The following is a 19086-nucleotide window of genomic DNA, read 5'->3' on the forward strand; positions in this document are numbered from 1 at the left end:
CCTCAATTCGAGGATAAGTGAGCGCACAAAGTGCGTAAACAGACAGGCAGCATCGGCCTGCATACGTGAAGATAAAAATATGCAAATAGCACAACAACTGCAAGATAGGCGAAGCACCGTCCCGGAGCAAAGCGAACATTGGCACTCAATGAGCGCCGAGCAAAAGATGGCGCTATACAGCCTACATCGATTCGGATATCGACTCTTGTTTGTCCGCCATTTGCCCTCTGGACCATTAGCGGTGATCGCACAGCATAACCAAGTGGCGAGTATCTGCCAGCAGGGTGAGGTTGATTTCGACACTAAGGTCCAGCTAAGGGAATAAACCTCAATTTATTGCGGTAATACCCAAAAGAGGAGCACTCCACTAATCTCTGGAGTGCTCCTTTTATTTACCGGTTTTATAGAGCATATCCAGATGTGGTATCCCATCTTCCAGATACACCTCGGACACAGGCTCGAAGCCTAACTTCTGATAGAAACTCTTCAAGTATTCCTGACCACCTAACTGAATATTCTCATTGGGCCAATAGGTATAAGCGACCCTCATAGATTCAGTCATCAGTAGATGGGCGACACCAGCTCCCCTGGCTTGCTCCGCCACCGCCACACGACCAATACTAACCTCTGGATAGCTTACACCGGGGGCTAATACTCGCGCATAGGCCACAATATCACCCAGAAGATTTCGTCCAAGTAAATGCCGTGTTTCACTGTGTCTATCTTTATCATCCAGCTCCGGATAGGGACAATTTTGCTCCACCACGAAGATATCTACCCTAAGCTTCAGCAGCTCATATAACTCATCGACCGAGAGTGCATTAAACGCCAATTCATTCCACTGCATTTTCATTCTCCGCCAAAGTAAAAGATCAGTCTATCACAGGCATCTTCAATCTAAATATGCTGTTTAAAATACTCGATAGTGCAGCGGTGAATAGCCTTTCTGCATTGCATCAACCATTCTCAACATCACAGGAAGTGAATGCTTGAAGAAGATTTCATAACCCTCACAGAGAACATTGAGATCTTCACCATTATCAGTACTAGCGACTCTGTTCTTTGGACAGCCCCCGTTGCATAAAGGTTTAAAATCACATTGCAGACATTTTTGGCTTAATGACTCGTGTTTATCTTGGCCAAAATTGACTTGTTGCTCAGAACTCACCATGGCCGAGAAGGAGGCCTTGTTCTGGTGAATATTACCAAGCTTGTATTCATCATAACCATAATGATCACAGCTAAAAACTTCTCCATTGGACTCGATCATGAGTTGCTGACCACAGGTATCGGCGTGGTGGCACATCTGGCTCTGCTGCCCCATTAGAATCATCAGGCAGTTTTCAAAGAATTGGACATAAATTTTACCTATGTCGTTTTCTACCCACTCATCGAATACTTCACACAGAAATTGTCCCCATTGTTTACCCGAAATGGTCCAGTCATAATCGAATCTGCGATCCATTTCATGATCGATACAAGGCTGAAATTGCAGATAAGTGCTGCCGTTATCCTTTAAAAACTGATAGATCTGCTTCCCATGGCGATAACTCTTATTATTAATCACTGTGAGTGTATTGAAATCAACCTTATGCTGTTGCAGATGACGCATGCCTCGCATGGTTCTTTCGAATGAGGAATGTCCGCTTTTATCAATACGAGCAATATCATTGATAAGTTGCGGACCATCTATGCTGATCCCAACCATAAAGTGATGCTTAGCGAAGAAAGCGGCCCAACGATCATTAATTAAGGTGCCATTGGTTTGAATTGTGTTTTGGATGGGTGTGGCGGATTTTTGCTGCTGCTGTAATTCAATGGCAGAGCGATAGAAGTCTAATCCTCTCATCATAGGCTCACCGCCATGCCAGATAAAATCGACAACACCAGCCTGTTCAGGTTGTGACTTCATATGATTAACAATCATTTTCGCTAATGTCGCTTCATCCATTCCTGGCTTTTGCTTATCTTCATTTTTGAGGTAATAGCAATAGTGACAATCCAAATTGCATTTAGCACTTTCAGATTTAATAAAAAGGCTATATGGCATTATTGGTGCCGGATCAGATGCCACTGTCATCCTATTACCTTCTTTCATAAAAATTATCGATTGTTATTAATTTATGCAATTTTATTGACCCAGTCGAATTGATATTTTTAATAGTGGTTATTCATTCTTTTAATTGTTAATTACGACTAAGAGTCGCTAGCCTTTGCTGATATCTATGAAAGAGGCGTTAATATGAAAAAGGCGATAATTTCTACACTCATTGCGGCAAGTTTATTAAGCAGCACAGCGGCATTTTCGGCTGAGTTGACACCAATAAATCCCCAAGAAGAATTGGCGTATAACTTAGGGCTACAGGCCTTTATATACGGTGCAGGCCCATTGACCGTAGCGCAAGTCAGGCAAACCTCAACAAGCGTAAACACGCCGATGGATAATGGCATGGCACCTATGAACATGATGGGTAAAACCGTTAGCTTAGCTGGGCCAGATGACAAAATTGTTCCAACAGTGAATAACGACACCTTGTATTCACAATCACACATCAATTTAAATCAAACTGGCCCCTTAGTGATTGAAATACCGCCCACGAACAATCGTTATTTCATTGTGCAACTGCTGGATGATTACTCCGAAGCCGTAGGCAATTTAATTGAAGATAATGTCGGTAAAGATGGCGGTAAGTTCCTGCTAGTGAACAAGGGCTGGAAAGGAGCTGACGGTAAAACCCCTGATGGAATTGACGGTATCATAGAATCGAGAACCCCCTTTGTCTGGTATATTCAAAGAACTGGAGTTGCCGGTAATAAAGATTTAAATGCCGCATTAAAAATTCATGATGGCTTCATTAATTACCCCCTATCAGAACTTGGACAGCAGCACCTAAGTGTGAAATTAACCCATGCTAAAGGTGGCATCCCTCCTATGGCCCGTCCTCAAGGATTAGACTGGTATAAACTAATTGATAAAGAGTTACGCAATAATCCCATTCCTGCCGATGCCTCTATCGTCGATCAATTTAAGTACATAGACATAGGTAGAGATAAACCCTTCGACCCAGATAATTTGACGGCAGATCAGAAAAAAGGTCTGATGCGCGCGCTCAATGCTGCACCACAGATCATCGAATACGCAGGCCGAAATTTAGGCACCAAGAATAACGGCTGGTCGATGATGTTTAAGGGAGGTAAGTACGGTAATGATTTCTTAAGCCGGGCCAGTATTAACTTCCGCGCCGGGGGATTAAATACTAAAGAGAGAGCCTTATACCCCAATCGTTATACGGATAATGATGGGCAACAACTGTCAGGAAAGAATCAATACAGAATGACGATGCCAGCGGATGCGCCGGCAAAAGCATTTTGGTCATTGACCATGTACGATGCGAAGCACTTATTTATGGTACCCAACAGTATTAACCGCTACTCGATATCAAGCAGCCGTAAAGATGAACTGACTTACAACAAGAATGGATCATTAACCGTATGCATTCAGCACGATAAGCCACTAGATGCACAATGTAATTGGCTACCCGCACCGGAAGAAAAATTCTACTTGCATATGCGCTTGTATGAGCCAACCCAAGCTGTATTAGACAACACCTACCAACTTCCCCAAGTGGTCAAACAGTAATGACATTATTCCGAGTAAGTCTCTGAACTTAAAATAGGCTTATATGGAATGAGATTAACCAATCATTAAATAAGTCTCGATGAAGAGTATCTTGGGTGTTCGCTCAAGATACTCTTTTTGTTTGGCACTTTGCACAGAAAGAGAATTATTCTATGAAGAAAATACACTCCTTAACTTTATTAAGTTCAGCCTTGCTGCTTGCCTGTCAGGCAAACGCGGCCGGCACCTTAATCCCAGAAATGAGTACCATGACAGTGAGCACAGCCGGAGCAGGCAGTGCTGTGATAGCCGAAAATGCCTCGGTAGCATATTCGAACCCCGCAGGTATGAGCTACCTCGATGGCGATGCACTGAGCGTTAACCTGGCCATGATGGATCTCGGGGTTCATTATAAAGATGCATCAGATCCCAGCTTGGATAGTGGCAATGCAGGGGGACTGCAACCCTATGGTTCCCTCTATTATGTACATCAACTAAATGATGATGTGCATCTTGGCATGAGCATCTCAGTTCAGGGAGGAAGTGCATTAGACTATGGAACCAGCTATGGAGGAGCATTAAATTTAAATGATCTCAGATTATCGGTAATGCAGTTTAATCCAAGTGTTTCTTATCAAGTTAATCCAAAGCTCTCCCTAGGTGCAGGCCTTCAAATTGACTATGCGACATTTGAAGAAAATCTGTTATATGGTCAAGCCAATGTGAATACAGACAGTTGGTCTTTGGGTTATAACCTTGGCGCCATATATCAGTGGAATAAAGATACACGTTTTGGTATTACCTATAGATCTCGAATGGAACATGACTTAACCGGAACGTTTAATAGTAGTTCAATCAAGGTAGATCTACCGAATGTGCCTGACCAATTGGATCCAAGCATCTCTGCCAAATCTGGCCTAGCAGGTTTAAATGTATTGAACCCACGTCAAGTTGAAGTCTCCGGACTGCATCAATTATCTCAACCTCTGAGTCTTGTTTGGAGCCTAGGTTTTGAACAATGGAGTGATAATGAATCGACCCGGATATCAATTAATGGCAATAATGTGACTCAAATAGCTCGTAATTTTGACAATGTATGGACTGGCGCCCTGGGCGCTCGTTATCAATTAACGTCTAGAGTACGATTGGAAGCTGGCATAGGATATGCGAGTTCTCCATTAGATGTGCCTGAATACCAAGGTGCTGACCTACCTGTCGATACCCAGCACCGCTACAGTATTGGCGTAACGTATCAATGGACCAAAGACATCACCTTCAATACATATTATAGCTATGTGGATTATGGCGAACCTGAGATTAATAATGATGGCATGAACGGACAATTTGATAACTCGAATCAATTTTTTGGAATTACCATGAACATGGCCTTTAACTAACCCGCCGATAAGTAACCGACACAACGCTTATCTAATCACCCCATAGATAGCATCTTAATCCAGCTTAAGGGGGGGAGTTACTCCCTTTAACTCTTCCCTTTCTGGTGTAGACACCCGTCTCCTGTCAATAATCTAAAGTACGATTATATTTTGAATTTATAGGTCAGCCACATTTGTTGATCGGTACTGCCAGTAAACATAACGATGTTACTCTTGTCTATCTTATATCCTAGGCTAAGCTCGGCATAAAAATCACGAAACTCCTCACCATCCAGACCGTATTTATATTGCGGTGATACCATAATAAAAAACTTATCATCAATTTTGTATTTAGCGTAAATCTGAGTATTAATTAGCTTGGTATCTTGAAACTTCTGGTTAGCTTCCCAAGACTTGCCATAGGTGATCCCAGCATATAACCTCAGTTTATCATTGATAGGAATCACCTGTAACACACCAACTGTGGCGTATTTAGAGCTGAAACCATCGATGTGGTTATCTTTACCCGCATCGATATAAATGCCTGTACCAGTAATTTTATTTGGTGTAAAAATACGAGCGCGATAGGTCTCAAAATTGTTGCTGGCTTCCACTTTTCCCATTACAGCCCAGTCCTTCTTGCCTGCAGAAAATTGCAGCGCCCCTCCCAAGCCCTGATCACCAGCCTTAATATCTCCGCCAGTGTACACAGCCATGGGATCAGACATGTCCACATCATCAGCAGTTGCAGCTGCAGCGCAATAGAATGGAGTTAAAGCAATCACTAAGAGAGATAGTGGTATATATTTCATCGAACACCTTGCTTAAAACATAAAGAGAAATAAAAAGGAGCGAAATGCTCCTTTTTTCAAGATTAGGCTTCAGTCAAATACCCTACTTAACTGAATTATCCGACATGCCGATCCCACCCGACTTCTGGCGAGGAGGGAAAGCTTTCAATGATTTTTTGTACTCCACAATTGATTTTTGCAATATTGGCACCACCCAAGAACGCTCTTTCATCCATAGAAACCAACCGTTGGTATCGATACTGCGCTCAAAAGGATCCGCCTTAATATCGAGTATGATGCCCAGAGGCCAGGCTTTTGCAGGTTCGGTCCACTCGGTCTTAGTTTTCAAGTGCACTTTCCACTTGTCAACACGAAATGCATTCAAATGTTGCTCGTTATAAAAGAAGAAGTCGTGACGCTTACTCGCTCCATTGTTAGTCAGCATATCTAATTGGTTGTAACCGTCTAAATGCACCTTGTAGCTTGTGTCGCCAATTTTCTTACCTTGAAGTAATTCCTGCTTAATTTTAGTATTGCCGGTGGCTGCAGCCATTAGGGTAGGAACCCAGTCTTCAGAAGTCATAAAGCCACCTGTGTACTTCCCTTCGGGAATGTGTCCTGGCCAGCTAATCAGCATAGGCACTCTAAAACCACCATCCCATGTTGTCCCCTTCTGGCCACGGAACTCAGCCGAACCCGCCATTGGCCAGTGATCTAAGTTAATACCGTTATCTGAGGTAAACATGATGATGGTATTGTCAGTTTCTCCGAGGGCATCTAATTTATCTAACAACACCCCAATTTGATCATCTAATTCTTTCAATGCATCGAAGTATTCAGTATGTCCGCTCGAACCTAAATACTCATCTTTGACATGAATTTGTTGATGCATACGCGATGGGTTAAACCACATAAAGAAGGGCTTATCGGGCTGGGTTGACTCGTGCTTATCTAACCAATCCGTGGAAAACTTCACAAAGTCATCATCAATGGTTTTCATGCGTTCTGCGCCTAAGGGGCCTTTATCTTCTATGCGTTGCTTACCTATTTCCCCCCAGCGAGCCTGTACGGTTTTATCATAATGATCGGTGGCATAACTGTGGATCATATTTCGTGGACGTCCGACAAAATTCGGATCTTTAGGGAAGTTTGCTTGCTCGGGCATTTCCATGACATTTAAGTGATACAGGAAACCGTAAAACTCATCGAAGCCATGCACTGTAGGCAGAAATTTATTACGATCCCCTAAATGGCTCTTACCCACATGAACCGTCGAGTAGCCTTTGGCCTTCAGCATCTGAGCCAAGGTAGGATCCTCTTTTTGCAAACCAATATTTGAGCCTGGTTGCCCCACGGTTGTCAGACCCGTTCGATAAGGATATTGGCCGGTAATGAAGGCACTTCGACCCGCAGTAGAACTACCTTGAGCATAATAATCACTCACCATCATGCCGTGTTTGGCAATCCGATCTATATTGGGAGTTTCGATTGCCCCTAAACCACGGTGATAAGCTGAGATATCCATTGGGCTAACATCATCAATCATAATAGTGACAATGTTAGGTTGTGTATGAGCTGCATGAGCGCCAAAAGAGGTCACGGCGATCGCCAAGGCTGTCTTGGCTAAGCTGGTTTTTTTCATTGAGTAGTACCTATAAATTTAAAGAGTCATAGCTGCAATTAATCGATTATTTCGACGGATTAATCGCTGGTACAGTCCACTTCATGTCGAGAATTTGTTGTGATGGAACATATAAACGAGTGATGGCATAGAAGTTTCCTTTGGCTGTTGGTAGCCAGTTGGAGACCTGTCTGCTGCCTGTGGGTTTTTTATGGGATAGGACAAGATCGAACGAGCCATCATCATTCTTGGTGAGCGGGGTTTGGTCGCTGATGCTGAAACGATTAATTTCATTACCAATCAACATCTTTGTTTTTGCATCATATAGAGTAACGGACCAGAACGAGTGAACCGGCGGCGCACTCCTAAAGTGCATGCTGTAGTTCTTATTACCCGTTAGCAATTGACCTTGTGAGTCGGTAAAAGCGATCGGATACATGGCTTCCTTCGCGCCTTGACCACCAAGGTAGGGGTGCGAAATAAGTGAGCGTAAGGCGTTGTCATCACCAAATTGATCAAGCACAAAAGAGTAGAACCAGGCATCTTTCTGAGTCAGAGTAACTGGATTTGAGGTTTGCGCAGCGACAATTTTTTGTCCGTCTCTGACTGCTTTCTCCAGTTGCACCTTCATCGCTTGAGTTAATTTACTGGGATCAAACCCATTTTCAGTCAGGCCGATTTTCTTGAATTGCCCCAATAGTGCTTGCTGGCGTTCAGGAATAGGATTGGCTTTTAGATAAACACCTAGCTCTTCATAGAATCTAAGAGGATCCTTAGCAGCTCCAGCTCTTGGCGATAAAGGAATAGAGGTAACGTCGGTAATTTCACCTGACAGATACATGCTCAATGGTGTCAGAGTGTAATGATCTTGAATCTCATGAACCTTAGAGTAATCTTTTTCACCAAAGACCTGAGTTCGTCCCCATAACCAAACCTTAGCGGTCGGCGCTTCTACAAGCGTGACCCCCTCAGGCACGTCGCCTTGCCAACCTGGTGGCACAATCATAATTTTCTGCGCAGATGTTCCCGTAGTGCGGGTTCCCACGTACTTAAACAGGTTATGCCACATATCAAACATGTCGATGACAAAATAGCGGTCATCGACTTCAGGCGTCGATAAGATCATTGGCTGTGTCGACACATCGACAATGGCACTCGAATACAAGGTATCGCGATTTGCGGTGGGCATGTCGGTATCTTCATCGGTAGGAAGACGACGGGCATGGCCAAAATGATTTAAAGGCGCACGATAACTAGTATCATTTTGAGCCTGTGATAGATCTGTATATTGACGTGCAACTTGCTCCATCCTAACTAAGGTCGAGCCCCATAAATAGGCATCGGTTGCCAATAGGTAACTTTCTTGATCTAGCCAGGTGCTGGCTTGATTGTCTTGGATCTGGGAGGCTGCAGACGAGGGGGATGGTTTCATTTCATGAGCACTGACGCCCATAGAATGCATTAAGACCGTTGCCACAATAACGGCGGTCATTCGTTTCTTAAACATAAGCTACTCCTCTCAAGTGGATAGGAGTAGCTTACGTATTTTCGCTAAAATTTATCTCTATACTCTCTATTATCAATTTAAATAGAGAAATTTAGTTGAATTAAAATAACGAGATAGCGAGTTTCATTGTTTGAAGCCGAATGTCTCTAAACCTAAGGGCAAATTTGGGCTAATATCTCTTTCGACTCCCTGATTAACCATTCGGTTAAGGGTTGTTTACGGTTTGTTTGGTGACAGAAAAATGCAATTTTTCTTTGATAGCCTTTCGGAACTAACTCTTGGGGAAGAGGGAGAAAACGAAAGTTGTCACCAATAGAGACTTGCAGTGAGCGCGGCATGATACCGATATAATCACTCTCTTTCATTAAATTGGTCATCAAGGATATATCACCGGTTCTCAGGCTTATTTTTTTCTTCAGCTTGAAATGACGAATGAGCTTCTCGGCCTTAGACGGGCCGGTGACACCAGGAATAATACTAATACAGATAGGGTACGGCAGCAGGGCTTCGACCGTCGCTTCCTTTAGGGGATGGTCTTTTCTCACTACCAAGGCAAATTCATCGCTGCCGATCTCTTGCTCCATTAAGGTCTTATTGGTTTCCATGGGAAGATAGGTAATGCCGAAATGCTGCGCATTTAGCTCGAGCTGTTGCGGCGTATTCAGACTCCAATGGGAACATTGCACCGTGAGTTCGGGGGCTAATGACGTGAGTTTTTTTATTAAATGAACCCCAAGAGTCGGTATCAGAGGCGGCGAGAGAATGAGATGAAGTTCCCCACTAAGCTCTGAGATATCCCACTTGGTGTTATCGCTATACAGCTTATCTAGTTGAATAAAGATATCGGGTAAGCTTGATAAAATTTGGGTGCACTTTCTTGTCGGCACAAGAAAGTTTTTATCTCTGATAAAGAGGGAATCGTCAAATTGATCCCGCAATTTCTTCAACATAATACTGATCGTCGGTTGGCTTAAATTCATGCGTTTAGCGGCTAGTACCGTTTGTTTCTCTTCAGCTAAAATAATCAACAAACGCAGTAAATTTAAGTCTTTAGCCATTATGTTTATCCCGAGTTATAGAAGTAATAGTCTATCACAGGCCTATTACATCCAAATATGCAATCTAAGCCTTACTACCTGGCTTTCTGATCAGGAGTACTGACACCACGGCAATCAACAGCAGAGCCGCCAACATGTAGAACACATCATTATAGGCCTGAATATAGGCTTGTTGTGTCATGGTCTGACTCAGCATGGCATGGGCTTGGGCCGATGCCGTCACAGGATCTGAACCCGCCTGTATAAACACATTGGTGGTTTGAGTGAAATAGTCATTAGCCAAGGGACTCACCGCCGGTAATGTCTCTTTAATATGAGCCAAATGCTCCCGTGACAGGTTATCTGTCATGGTCGCCACCAGAGCGATACCACAGGCCCCTCCCAGGTTTCGCATCACATTGAGTACCGTCGATGCCGAGGCATTTTCATGGGGCTTAATATGCATGGTGGCTATGATACCGATAGGCACCAGAATAAATGGCTGACCCAGAGCGCGCACCACTTGGGAGGCTATCATCTGATGACCGGCATAATCCGCCGTCATATGACTGTTCATATAGTAACTCAGAGAAAACATGGCGAAACCAAATGCCGCCAGATAGCGCCCATCGAAGCGCTCCATCAACTTAGGAATAAATGGCAATACCAGCAGTTGAGGAAAGCCCATCCACATGATCACTTCACCTATCTCCAGCGGACTATAGTCATGGATCTGTGACAGATATAGCGGGATTAGGTAGATGGCACCAAATAGCGCCATGCCAAGTAGAAAGTAAGCTAACGTCGAGAGGGCAAAGTCTCTGTGCCTCAGTAGCCTGAGATTAACCAGAGGTTCTTTCTTCTTTAGCTGAATATAGATAAACAGGGCGATATTGACGGCGGCAACCAGACTCAGGTTGCGGATCAGATCTGAGCTAAACCACTCTTTGCGATTGCCCTCTTCGAGCACCACTTCCAGACACCCCATGCCCAGCGCCATAGTGATGATGCCAGACAGGTCCATATTTTTCAGTTTATCCCATACCACCGGCTTCTTCTCCAAACCATAGGCGAGCATGGCCATCACCAGAAGCCCTGGGGGAACATTGATATAGAAGAGGTAGTGCCAGCTAAATTGCTCGGTCAACCAGCCACCCAGAGTCGGGCCGATAGACGGGGCAAAGGTGGCGGTCACGCCAAACAAGGCCATGCCCACGGCGCGTTTATCGTCGGGAAGAAACTCTAGAATCAATCTGAAGGCTAAGGGGATCAAGGCGCCACCGAAGAATCCCTGCATGGCCCTAAAGGCGATCATAGATTCAAGATTCCAGGACATGGAACAGAGTATCGATGCGCCGATAAAGGCGGTTGTGGTCCACAGCAGATAGCGTCGTACCGACAGGCCTTGGCTCAACCAGCCAGACAGAGGAATGGCGATCATCTCGGCCACCAGATAGGCGGTCGCGATCCAGGAGCCTTCCTCTAAGGTCGCGCCAAGACTGCCCTGAATCTCCTTCATGGAGGCATTGGTTATCTGAATATCCAGAATAGCCATGAAAGCGCCGATAAGACCACCGAACACGGCAATCCAGGCTCGGCGACTGCCCCTCTCATAGCCCTGTGGCTTGACCGTCACAGTGGATGACGGCTCTGATACTGACTCTACAGCGGCGCTCATGACTAGCGATCCAAATTAGCAGCGAGGGCCTGCTCTAGGGAAGCACTGCGGGTATCGACCTTAACCACGGCGCTCAAACCCGGAACAACCCTCGCCTCCTCTTCGCTGAGGTCTAGACGGATCCGCACAGGAATGCGCTGCACTATCTTAGTGAAGTTACCCGTGGCATTCTCCGCCGGCAACAGACTAAATTTGGCACCGGATGCGGGTGACAGACTATCGATAACACCTGTAAAGGTTTTGTCGGGAAACGCATCGAGACTAACTTTCACCGTTTGACCGGGCTGCATATGTTGGATCTGGGTCTCTTTAAAATTAGCCGTGATCCAAACAGCCCCATCCGGCACCAAACTGTAGAGCGCCTGACCAGGCTGCACATACTGGCCCTTCATGGCCCCGCGCTTACCTATCACACCCGAAAATGGTGCCCGCACTTGGGTATCTGCCAACTGTATCTTAGCGAGATCCAATCCGGCTCGAGCTTGCACTACATTGGCATCGGCCTGTACGAGCTGAGCGTAAAACACCTCGAGCTCTCTGCGTTTAGCGATCAGCGCTGCCTTTGCTTCATCCAAATGCGCCTTAGCAGACTCAAACCCGGCCTGCCTCTCATCGACATCGTCTTGAGAACTATAATTCTTTACCTTTAACTTCTTCGAACGAGTCAGTTGCTGCTGTGCACGCAAACGATCCGACTCGGCAGCGATCACCCCGGCCTGAGCTTGAGAGATCAGTGCCTGTTGCAGGCTGACTTTAGCCACTAAGGTCTGTTGCTCGGCTTTAGTGCTATCCAACTCCGCCTGATTCTGGGCGACCTTAGCCTCATATTGATTATCTTCGAGCTGAGCCAGTAGCTGGCCAGCTTCTACATGTTGATTATCGGTAATCTCGGTCATCACCACATAACCGGGCACCTTGACGCTGATGTTGGAAATATCCGCTTCCACATAGGCGTTATCTGTGGATTCGAAGAAGCGCACCTGAGTCCACCAGTAATAGCCACCACCCGCTATGACTGCGATGAAGAGTGGCGCTAGAATGAATAATTTACTCTTGGACATACATGACTCCTTGATTAGTATTTCATAGTCTACTACTGTCTCCATATGTTTATTAGATAGTTAAAATCTTACCCACTGTTTCACAGGTGTAACAATCATGGATCTCAATCGCGTACAGATGTTTGATCAAGTCGTCGAACAGGGAAGCTTTACCGGAGCGGCTAAGGCCTTGGGCCTGACCAAGGCGACGGTGAGCCGTAAGATTGCCGAATTAGAGGCTGATGCTGGGGTTCAGCTCTTATTTCGCACCACCAGAAAACTCAAATTGACCGAGGCAGGCTCGGCCTATTACAACCGGGTTCACCGTATTCTGGCGGATCTCAAGCAAGCAGAAGTTCAACTCAGCGCCAGCCAAGAGGTGATCAAGGGCAAGCTCAGAATTGTCTGTCCCATAGAGCTGGGGCAGCTATTTTTGGGGAAAATCTTTGCCCGCTTCCTTAGGCGTTATCCGGACATCTCCATAGAGGCCGAACTCAGTAACCGCAAAGTCGATGTGATTGAGGAAGACGTGGATATTCTGTTTCAGATAACCTCGTCAACAGATACTAGGCTACAGAGTTATGATCTGCTTATTACTGCCAAGACCCTGATGGCGAGCCCGGAATATCTGGCTCGTAATGGCACCCCACAGACTCCGCAAGATCTCAACCAACATAAAGCCATCAAGCTAAAATCCGCTCATATAGATGCTAGTTGGACCCTGTTTGACGGAGATAAATGGGTAACTTCAGATCCAGAAGCACAACTGACGGTGAACAATGTAACCTTAGCTAGAGAAGCCGCAATAGAGGGATTAGGCATAGCAACAGTGCCCAATATCATCGCCCAACAGGCCTTAGATAATAAACAACTGATTCCTCTGCTGGAGGACTTTCCCATGACCCAGACTAAGCTCATTATGAGCTTTCCACAACGAGCCTATCTACCGAGAAAATACCGGGTGTTTATCGAATTCCTCTATGAAAGTCTGAGCCAAAATCCGGATAATATTCTGCTCGAAATTCCGGACTTCATCTCAATGCCACAAAAGTAATACCCGACTTTTTAAACAGGCATAAAAAGCCGCAAAATAATAACTTCTGCGGCTGATTCAATGATGTTAAGTCAACACACTTAGTAGCCAGGCACGGGCTCAACGCCCAGCTCAGTTGCAGCATCGGCTCGCCTGCGCTGACGCCAGAAAACAAATCCTGCCAGCATCAGGGCCGGAATGAATATCCACTCTTTAGCGAAGCGGGCATTCGTCTGCTGTACCGCGAGAATTTGCTGATCGAAGTCGATGCCCGCCTTCTGTGCGTTACTGGCAAAGCCAACCATATCCACAACAGTCTGGCCTTTATCATTTTTCATCAGCATCAGGCCTGCTGCATCGAGTCGCTGCTGGGCAGTATCTGCCTGTGGCAACTCCAGTATCACCACCCTCTGCTTACTCTCACCTTTATAGGTTTCATAGCCCAGCACCAGACGTAATGGTTCATCATCCTTGAGCGTATCGACAACCTGAGTGATATCACTACCCGGGTGTTCGATAAACTTAGCCTGTATCTGATCCACCCAAAAATCGGCACGAACCAAACTAAAGGCCACCAGAATAAGCAACACTGACTCATAACGCTTATTGTTAGTAACGAAATAACCCTGCATTGCCGAAGCGAATAGGCACATGGCTACCAAGGTATAACTAAAGATGAACATCATCTGCCAGATACTGTCTATGCCCACCAAGATGATGTCAGTATTGAAGATAAACATAAATGGCAGAACCGCAGTCAACATGGCATATTTAAAGGCCTGAACCCCTGTCTTTATCGGATCGGCCTTGGATATTGCCGATGCCGCGAAGGCCGCCAAGCCAACCGGAGGAGTGATATCCGCCATGATGCCAAAGTAAAATACAAACAGATGTACTGCGATAAGCGGCACAATCAAGCCATGCTGAGCACCTAAACTAATCACGACTGGCGCCATCAGACTAGACACGACAATATAGTTAGCCGTCGTCGGCAAACCCATGCCCAAGATCAGGCTGATCACCGCAATCAAGACTAACATCAAGCCTAAACTACCACCGGACATCACCTCCACCAGCTCGGTCATCACAGGGCCCAGACCAGTCAGAGTCACTGCGCCGACGACCACACCGGCAGCAGCAGTCGCCACGCCTATGCCAATCATGTTTCTGGCCCCGGTTTCTAAGCCATCGAGCAGATCTCGAACGCCCGCCTTGATATCATTCACTCCTCCATTTTTCCCCCTGAAGAAGCTAAATAACGGTCGCTGTGACAGCAGAATAAAGATCATAAAGGCGGTGGCGTAAAAGGCCGAAAGACCAGGCGATAGCTTCTCCACCATCAGGCACCAGACCAAGATGACCACAGGTAACAGGAAGTGCAGACCAGACTTAACCGTAGGTCCGAGCTTAGGTAGTACAGGCGTCGTACAGTTAGGATCGTCAATCTCTAAATCCGGGTACTTAGCACTATGGGAAACCAGAAAGATGTATGCCAGTAAGGTGCCCACAGAAATGATCCAAACTGCGGCATCCCCCGTATTACCCTTGACAAAATCCAGTGCAAAATACACCACACCGGCGAGAATTATCAGGCTGGAGATGGTGATACCCAAGCGCAACAAGCGTATCTTCCAAGGCGCTGGCGGTTCGGTGCGCGCTATGCCCTGCAGGTTAGCCTTCAATGCCTCCAGATGCATGATGTAGAGGAAAGTCAGATACGCTGCTATCGCCGGAATAAAAGCGTGTTTAATCACCTCGACATAGGGGATACCTACATATTCCACCATAAGAAACGCCGCGGCGCCCATTATTGGCGGCATTATTTGTCCATAACAAGATGAGGCGACTTCGACTGCGCCAGCCTTGTAAGCCGGCATGCCCATACGTTTCATCAAGGGTATGGTGAAGGTGCCGGTCGTGACCACATTGGCGATAGAGGAGCCTGAAATGAGTCCCGTCATACCCGATGCCAGCACGGCCGCCTTTGCAGGCCCTCCGCGCATATGGCCCAGCAAAGAAAATGCCATCTTGATAAAGTAGTTACCCGCTCCGGCCTTCTCTAGCAAGGCACCAAAAAGCACAAACAGGAAAACGAAGCTGGTAGAGACACCTAAAGCTATGCCAAACACACCTTCGGTGGTGATCCACATATGGCTGGCAGCCTTGGAAAGTGACGCGCCTCGATGAGAGATCACCTCCGGCATGAAGGGGCCAGCGAAGATATAAACCAGAAACAAGCCCGCGACTATCATCAAGGGTGGGCCTAACGCGCGGCGAGTCGCCTCAAGCAGTAAGACCATGCCGATAACAGCCGCATAGATATCCATGGGTATCGGAGCGCCCGGCCGAGTCGATAACTGCTCATAGAACCAGAAAAGATAGAGGGTGGCTCCAGCTCCCACGAAGGCAAACATCCAGTCGAGAGCAGGGACACTGTGTTTTTTCGACGATTTAAATGCCGGAAATGCCGTAAACGCGAGGAAAATGGCAAATGCCAGATGGATAACTCTGGCTTGAGTGTCATTAATGATGCCAATATTTAGAATAAACGGCAGTGGCGAGGCGTACCAAAGTTGAAACAAGGCCCAAGACAAGGCAATACCTGTGATAAGCTTGCCGGAAAATCCCCTTAATTGCCGAGCTCCGGAGTCATTATTGGCGGCCATTTCCCCTAGCGCCCCTTGTTCTTGTGTTTTTTGCATGTGGATAACCTGCTTGAACTGATTGTGCTCCCCCCGACGGGCATCACAAAAATAGTCTCTTTGAAATCTAGCTGGCAAACTAGGGCAGTGTAGAAGCTCCACACTGCCCTAAAAAATAACCAGAATGTGTTCTTTCTCGCTGGCTTAGTTGATTAAGCCAACCTCTTTGAAATACTTCTCTGCACCTGGGTGAAGTGGCGCCGTGTTACCTTCCAACATCTCTGCTTTGGTCAGGTTAGCGAAACCTGGATGTAAGCGGCGGAAGTTATCGAAGTTGTCGAATACCGACTTAACCGTCCAGTAAACCGATTCATCTGAGACCTTAGCGCTCGACACCAGAGTTGCCTTAGCACCAATAGTAGTCACGGGCTTGTCGTTGCCGTTATACATGCCGCCAGGGATTTCATAAGAGACAAAGTAAGGCGTTGACTCAACCATCTGCTTAACTTCCTTGTCATCGACGCTGACCACGGTTGTATCACAAGACGTTGTTGCTTCCTGCACTGCACCATTGGGGTGACCCACGAAATAGACCATGACATCTATCTTGTTGTCACAAAGTGCCTGGGCCTGTTCCGCCGCTTTTAACTCAGATGCAAGACGAAAATCGCTGCGAGTCCAGCCTTTCGCATCCATAATGGCTTCGATTGTGGCCCGTTGACCTGAGCCTGGTTCACCGATATTGACGCGCTTGCCTTTAAGATCGTTGAAAGTGGTAATGTTGGCATCTTTACGGGCTACGACAGTAAATGCTTCGGTGTAGATGGAGAACACAGAGCGTAGATCGTCATAGGGCCCGGCATTAGCGAAGGCACCTTTACCTTTAATGGCATTGTATTGCTGATCAGATTGGGCGATACCGAATTCAAGCTCACCCGCTCGTAAGGTATTGAGGTTGTAAACTGAACCACCGGTACTCTCAACTGAACAACGCATGCCGTGTTCTTGGTTATTCTGATTAACTAAGCGACACATGCCGCCGCCAGCAGGATAATAGATCCCCGTGACACCGCCAGTTCCAATAGTAATAAATTCTTGTGCCTGGACTAAGGGGCTCAATGCCATAGTCGATAGTGCCGCAGCAACTAATATGGATTTTTTAGACATGCTTGTTTCCTTCAGTTCGTAAAGTATCGGCGTGATATTTTTCCCAACAAAACCTGCGAATCTTCAAGTACAGAAACCAGCTAAAGTCACTTACTCGATGAACCCCAGATGAACTTAGAAACAATAAATGTTCATATTCACTTTATTGGCACGCTCTAATTTAGGCTTAAACACTCTTAGATCTCGCCATTTCAAGCAAGTCCAACCAGAATAAAAAGCCCAGATAGTGAGATATACCGCTAAAAGCTAAACCTACAGGCAACACAAAACTCGCTTTTGCAAAACACAGGCGTACAGAGGAAAACAAATTACCCCAAAGCGTATCAAAGCGCATCGCCAGCACGTGATCTTATCCACTTTTATAGGCCATGACCTTAGGTTTACAGCATGAAAATCAGGTGAAACAGGAAAACAAACGAGAAAAATATCAACAAAGAAGGTTAATACTGGTCCAATACTTCAAGCAGAGTTGAAGAAAAAATAGATCCAATTTAGGTTTAAATTGTTTTATGCAGAGTGAGAGGAAAGCACTTTATCTATAGCGAGATCGACTAATTTTTCTAAATCTGAGCCTGCGTCTCAAATTAAAAACTCCTCCCCTGCAAAAATGGTTTTAAAGCTGCTAACATTGCAGACAATTTTTTAAGCATAATGAGATAGATCAAGATGGGAAGAGCATACCAAAACCGCAAAGAGTCTATGGCTAAAACTGCTGGCCAAAAAACCAGAATTTACTCAAAATACGGTAAAGAAATTTACGTTTGCGCTAAGAATGGTGGCTTCGACCCCGACGGCAACCTGCCACTTCGTCAAATGATCGCCAAGGCTAAGAAAGATCAGGTTCCGGCTCACGTGATCGAGCGCGCTCTCGAAAAGGCCAGAGGCGGCGGCGGCGAAGATTATGTCACAGCTCGTTACGAAGGTTTCAGCCCAGGTGGCGCCATGGTCATCGTTGACTGCTTAACCGACAATGGTAAGCGTACCTTCACCGAAGTGCGTCAAGCCTTCGTAAAGAACGATGCCAAGCTAGGTGGACCGGGTACGGTTGGCCACATGTTTGACCATCAAGCCGTCTTTGCCTTCAAGGGCGAAGATGAAGAAGCCATACTTGAAACCCTGATGATGGCCGATGTGGATGTTACCGATATCGAAGTTGAAGACGGTATCGTCAGTGTCTTTGCGCCGCACACAGAGTTTTTCAAGGTCAAGACCTCACTGACCGAAGAGACACCAGATATTAGCTTCGAAGTGGAAGAGATCACCTTCGTCCCGCAAACTTTTACCGACATCACAGATCCTGAAGTGATTGAGCAGTTTGAGAAATTCTTAGCGGCTCTGGAAGATTGTGACGACGTGCAGAACGTCTACCATAACGCTGAGTTGCCTGAGTAACGTCTCTGTATTCGCTGTTATTTATCCAATAACAGCGAATCCTTCTTCAGTTAACCACTTCAAACTGCTGATCCCCCTGCACTAACAAGACTCAAAAGTATCCACACAATCTTATAGTCTGCAGTTCCCTGATCTCATCTAAACTTTAGCTATCTCAGGCCTCTTACCACTCATTCTCACAAA

Annotated in this window: 15 protein-coding genes; 5 read left to right on the forward strand and 10 right to left on the reverse strand. The window is 46.0% G+C overall.

Going from position 1 to position 19086, the window contains the following annotated elements:
• Positions 1–79 precede the first annotated feature (79 nt).
• Positions 80–325, forward strand: a complete 246-nt coding sequence (locus tag FS373_RS23775) for a hypothetical protein (RefSeq protein ID WP_152830767.1) — start codon at positions 80–82, stop codon at positions 323–325.
• Positions 326–388: 63 nt separating this feature from the next.
• Here FS373_RS23775 and FS373_RS23780 read toward each other — a convergent pair whose 3' ends face one another.
• Positions 389–847 carry a GNAT family N-acetyltransferase gene (locus tag FS373_RS23780; RefSeq protein ID WP_144048308.1) on the reverse strand — a complete coding sequence of 153 codons (459 nt, stop codon included), beginning with the start codon at positions 845–847 and terminating at the stop codon, positions 389–391.
• Between the two features lie 63 nt (positions 848–910).
• The gene (locus FS373_RS23785) at positions 911–2080 is read right to left on the reverse strand and encodes an anaerobic sulfatase maturase (protein WP_194165927.1); all 1170 of its coding nucleotides are present in this window, start codon (positions 2078–2080) and stop codon (positions 911–913) included.
• Between the two features lie 162 nt (positions 2081–2242).
• On the opposite strand from FS373_RS23785, the gene FS373_RS23790 reads away from it, so the two are divergent.
• On the forward strand, positions 2243–3640 hold the full coding sequence (locus tag FS373_RS23790; protein ID WP_144048309.1) for a DUF1254 domain-containing protein: 1398 nt from the start codon (positions 2243–2245) through the stop codon (positions 3638–3640).
• Between the two features lie 152 nt (positions 3641–3792).
• Positions 3793–5016 (forward strand): OmpP1/FadL family transporter, encoded by a 1224-nt coding sequence (locus tag FS373_RS23795; protein WP_144048310.1) that lies wholly within the window; start codon positions 3793–3795, stop codon positions 5014–5016.
• Positions 5017–5159: 143 nt separating this feature from the next.
• Here the strand turns inward: FS373_RS23795 and FS373_RS23800 are convergent, their stop codons facing one another.
• From FS373_RS23800 to FS373_RS23825, 6 genes are all read right to left on the reverse strand, one after another.
• Positions 5160–5807 carry a hypothetical protein gene (locus FS373_RS23800; RefSeq protein ID WP_144048311.1) on the reverse strand — a complete coding sequence of 216 codons (648 nt, stop codon included), beginning with the start codon at positions 5805–5807 and terminating at the stop codon, positions 5160–5162.
• A gap of 82 nt (positions 5808–5889) precedes the next feature.
• Positions 5890–7428: a sulfatase-like hydrolase/transferase gene (locus FS373_RS23805; RefSeq protein WP_144048312.1), complete on the reverse strand. Its 1539-nt coding sequence runs from the start codon at positions 7426–7428 to the stop codon at positions 5890–5892.
• Positions 7429–7474: 46 nt separating this feature from the next.
• A complete protein-coding gene (locus FS373_RS23810) occupies positions 7475–8914 on the reverse strand; it encodes a DUF1254 domain-containing protein (protein WP_152830768.1) in 1440 nt (479 codons plus the stop codon).
• A gap of 152 nt (positions 8915–9066) precedes the next feature.
• A complete protein-coding gene (locus tag FS373_RS23815; RefSeq protein WP_152830769.1) occupies positions 9067–9972 on the reverse strand; it encodes a LysR family transcriptional regulator in 906 nt (301 codons plus the stop codon).
• A gap of 64 nt (positions 9973–10036) precedes the next feature.
• The gene (locus FS373_RS23820) at positions 10037–11629 is read right to left on the reverse strand and encodes a DHA2 family efflux MFS transporter permease subunit (protein ID WP_144048315.1); all 1593 of its coding nucleotides are present in this window, start codon (positions 11627–11629) and stop codon (positions 10037–10039) included.
• A 2-nt stretch (positions 11630–11631) separates the two neighbouring features.
• Positions 11632–12690 (reverse strand): HlyD family secretion protein, encoded by a 1059-nt coding sequence (locus FS373_RS23825; protein WP_144048316.1) that lies wholly within the window; start codon positions 12688–12690, stop codon positions 11632–11634.
• A 97-nt stretch (positions 12691–12787) separates the two neighbouring features.
• On the opposite strand from FS373_RS23825, the gene FS373_RS23830 reads away from it, so the two are divergent.
• Positions 12788–13723: a LysR family transcriptional regulator gene (locus tag FS373_RS23830; RefSeq protein WP_144048317.1), complete on the forward strand. Its 936-nt coding sequence runs from the start codon at positions 12788–12790 to the stop codon at positions 13721–13723.
• An 80-nt stretch (positions 13724–13803) separates the two neighbouring features.
• Here the strand turns inward: FS373_RS23830 and FS373_RS23835 are convergent, their stop codons facing one another.
• On the reverse strand, positions 13804–16404 hold the full coding sequence (locus FS373_RS23835) for a TRAP transporter permease (protein WP_152830770.1): 2601 nt from the start codon (positions 16402–16404) through the stop codon (positions 13804–13806).
• A 144-nt stretch (positions 16405–16548) separates the two neighbouring features.
• A complete protein-coding gene (locus FS373_RS23840; RefSeq protein ID WP_152830771.1) occupies positions 16549–17511 on the reverse strand; it encodes a TAXI family TRAP transporter solute-binding subunit in 963 nt (320 codons plus the stop codon).
• Between the two features lie 666 nt (positions 17512–18177).
• On the opposite strand from FS373_RS23840, the gene FS373_RS23845 reads away from it, so the two are divergent.
• The gene (locus tag FS373_RS23845; RefSeq protein WP_144048320.1) at positions 18178–18903 is read left to right on the forward strand and encodes a YebC/PmpR family DNA-binding transcriptional regulator; all 726 of its coding nucleotides are present in this window, start codon (positions 18178–18180) and stop codon (positions 18901–18903) included.
• The last annotated feature ends 183 nt before the right edge of the window (positions 18904–19086 follow it).

This window comes from Shewanella sp. YLB-07 (genome assembly GCF_009377275.1).

What these genes read in the sequence shown, in the direction of transcription:
- FS373_RS23775 (WP_152830767.1), top strand. Translation starts at nt 80, where the DNA reads ATGCAAATAGCACAACAACTGCAAGATAGGCGAAGCACCGTCCCGGAG.
- FS373_RS23810 (WP_152830768.1), bottom strand. Translation starts at nt 8,914, where the DNA reads ATGTTTAAGAAACGAATGACCGCCGTTATTGTGGCAACGGTCTTAATG.
- FS373_RS23815 (WP_152830769.1), bottom strand. Translation starts at nt 9,972, where the DNA reads ATGGCTAAAGACTTAAATTTACTGCGTTTGTTGATTATTTTAGCTGAA.
- FS373_RS23845 (WP_144048320.1), top strand. Translation starts at nt 18,178, where the DNA reads ATGGGAAGAGCATACCAAAACCGCAAAGAGTCTATGGCTAAAACTGCT.
- FS373_RS23780 (WP_144048308.1), bottom strand. Translation starts at nt 847, where the DNA reads ATGCAGTGGAATGAATTGGCGTTTAATGCACTCTCGGTCGATGAGTTA.
- FS373_RS23795 (WP_144048310.1), top strand. Translation starts at nt 3,793, where the DNA reads ATGAAGAAAATACACTCCTTAACTTTATTAAGTTCAGCCTTGCTGCTT.
- FS373_RS23840 (WP_152830771.1), bottom strand. Translation starts at nt 17,511, where the DNA reads ATGTCTAAAAAATCCATATTAGTTGCTGCGGCACTATCGACTATGGCA.
- FS373_RS23805 (WP_144048312.1), bottom strand. Translation starts at nt 7,428, where the DNA reads ATGAAAAAAACCAGCTTAGCCAAGACAGCCTTGGCGATCGCCGTGACC.
- FS373_RS23825 (WP_144048316.1), bottom strand. Translation starts at nt 12,690, where the DNA reads ATGTCCAAGAGTAAATTATTCATTCTAGCGCCACTCTTCATCGCAGTC.
- FS373_RS23800 (WP_144048311.1), bottom strand. Translation starts at nt 5,807, where the DNA reads ATGAAATATATACCACTATCTCTCTTAGTGATTGCTTTAACTCCATTC.
- FS373_RS23830 (WP_144048317.1), top strand. Translation starts at nt 12,788, where the DNA reads ATGGATCTCAATCGCGTACAGATGTTTGATCAAGTCGTCGAACAGGGA.
- FS373_RS23790 (WP_144048309.1), top strand. Translation starts at nt 2,243, where the DNA reads ATGAAAAAGGCGATAATTTCTACACTCATTGCGGCAAGTTTATTAAGC.
- FS373_RS23820 (WP_144048315.1), bottom strand. Translation starts at nt 11,629, where the DNA reads ATGAGCGCCGCTGTAGAGTCAGTATCAGAGCCGTCATCCACTGTGACG.
- FS373_RS23785 (WP_194165927.1), bottom strand. Translation starts at nt 2,080, where the DNA reads ATGACAGTGGCATCTGATCCGGCACCAATAATGCCATATAGCCTTTTT.
- FS373_RS23835 (WP_152830770.1), bottom strand. Translation starts at nt 16,404, where the DNA reads ATGCAAAAAACACAAGAACAAGGGGCGCTAGGGGAAATGGCCGCCAAT.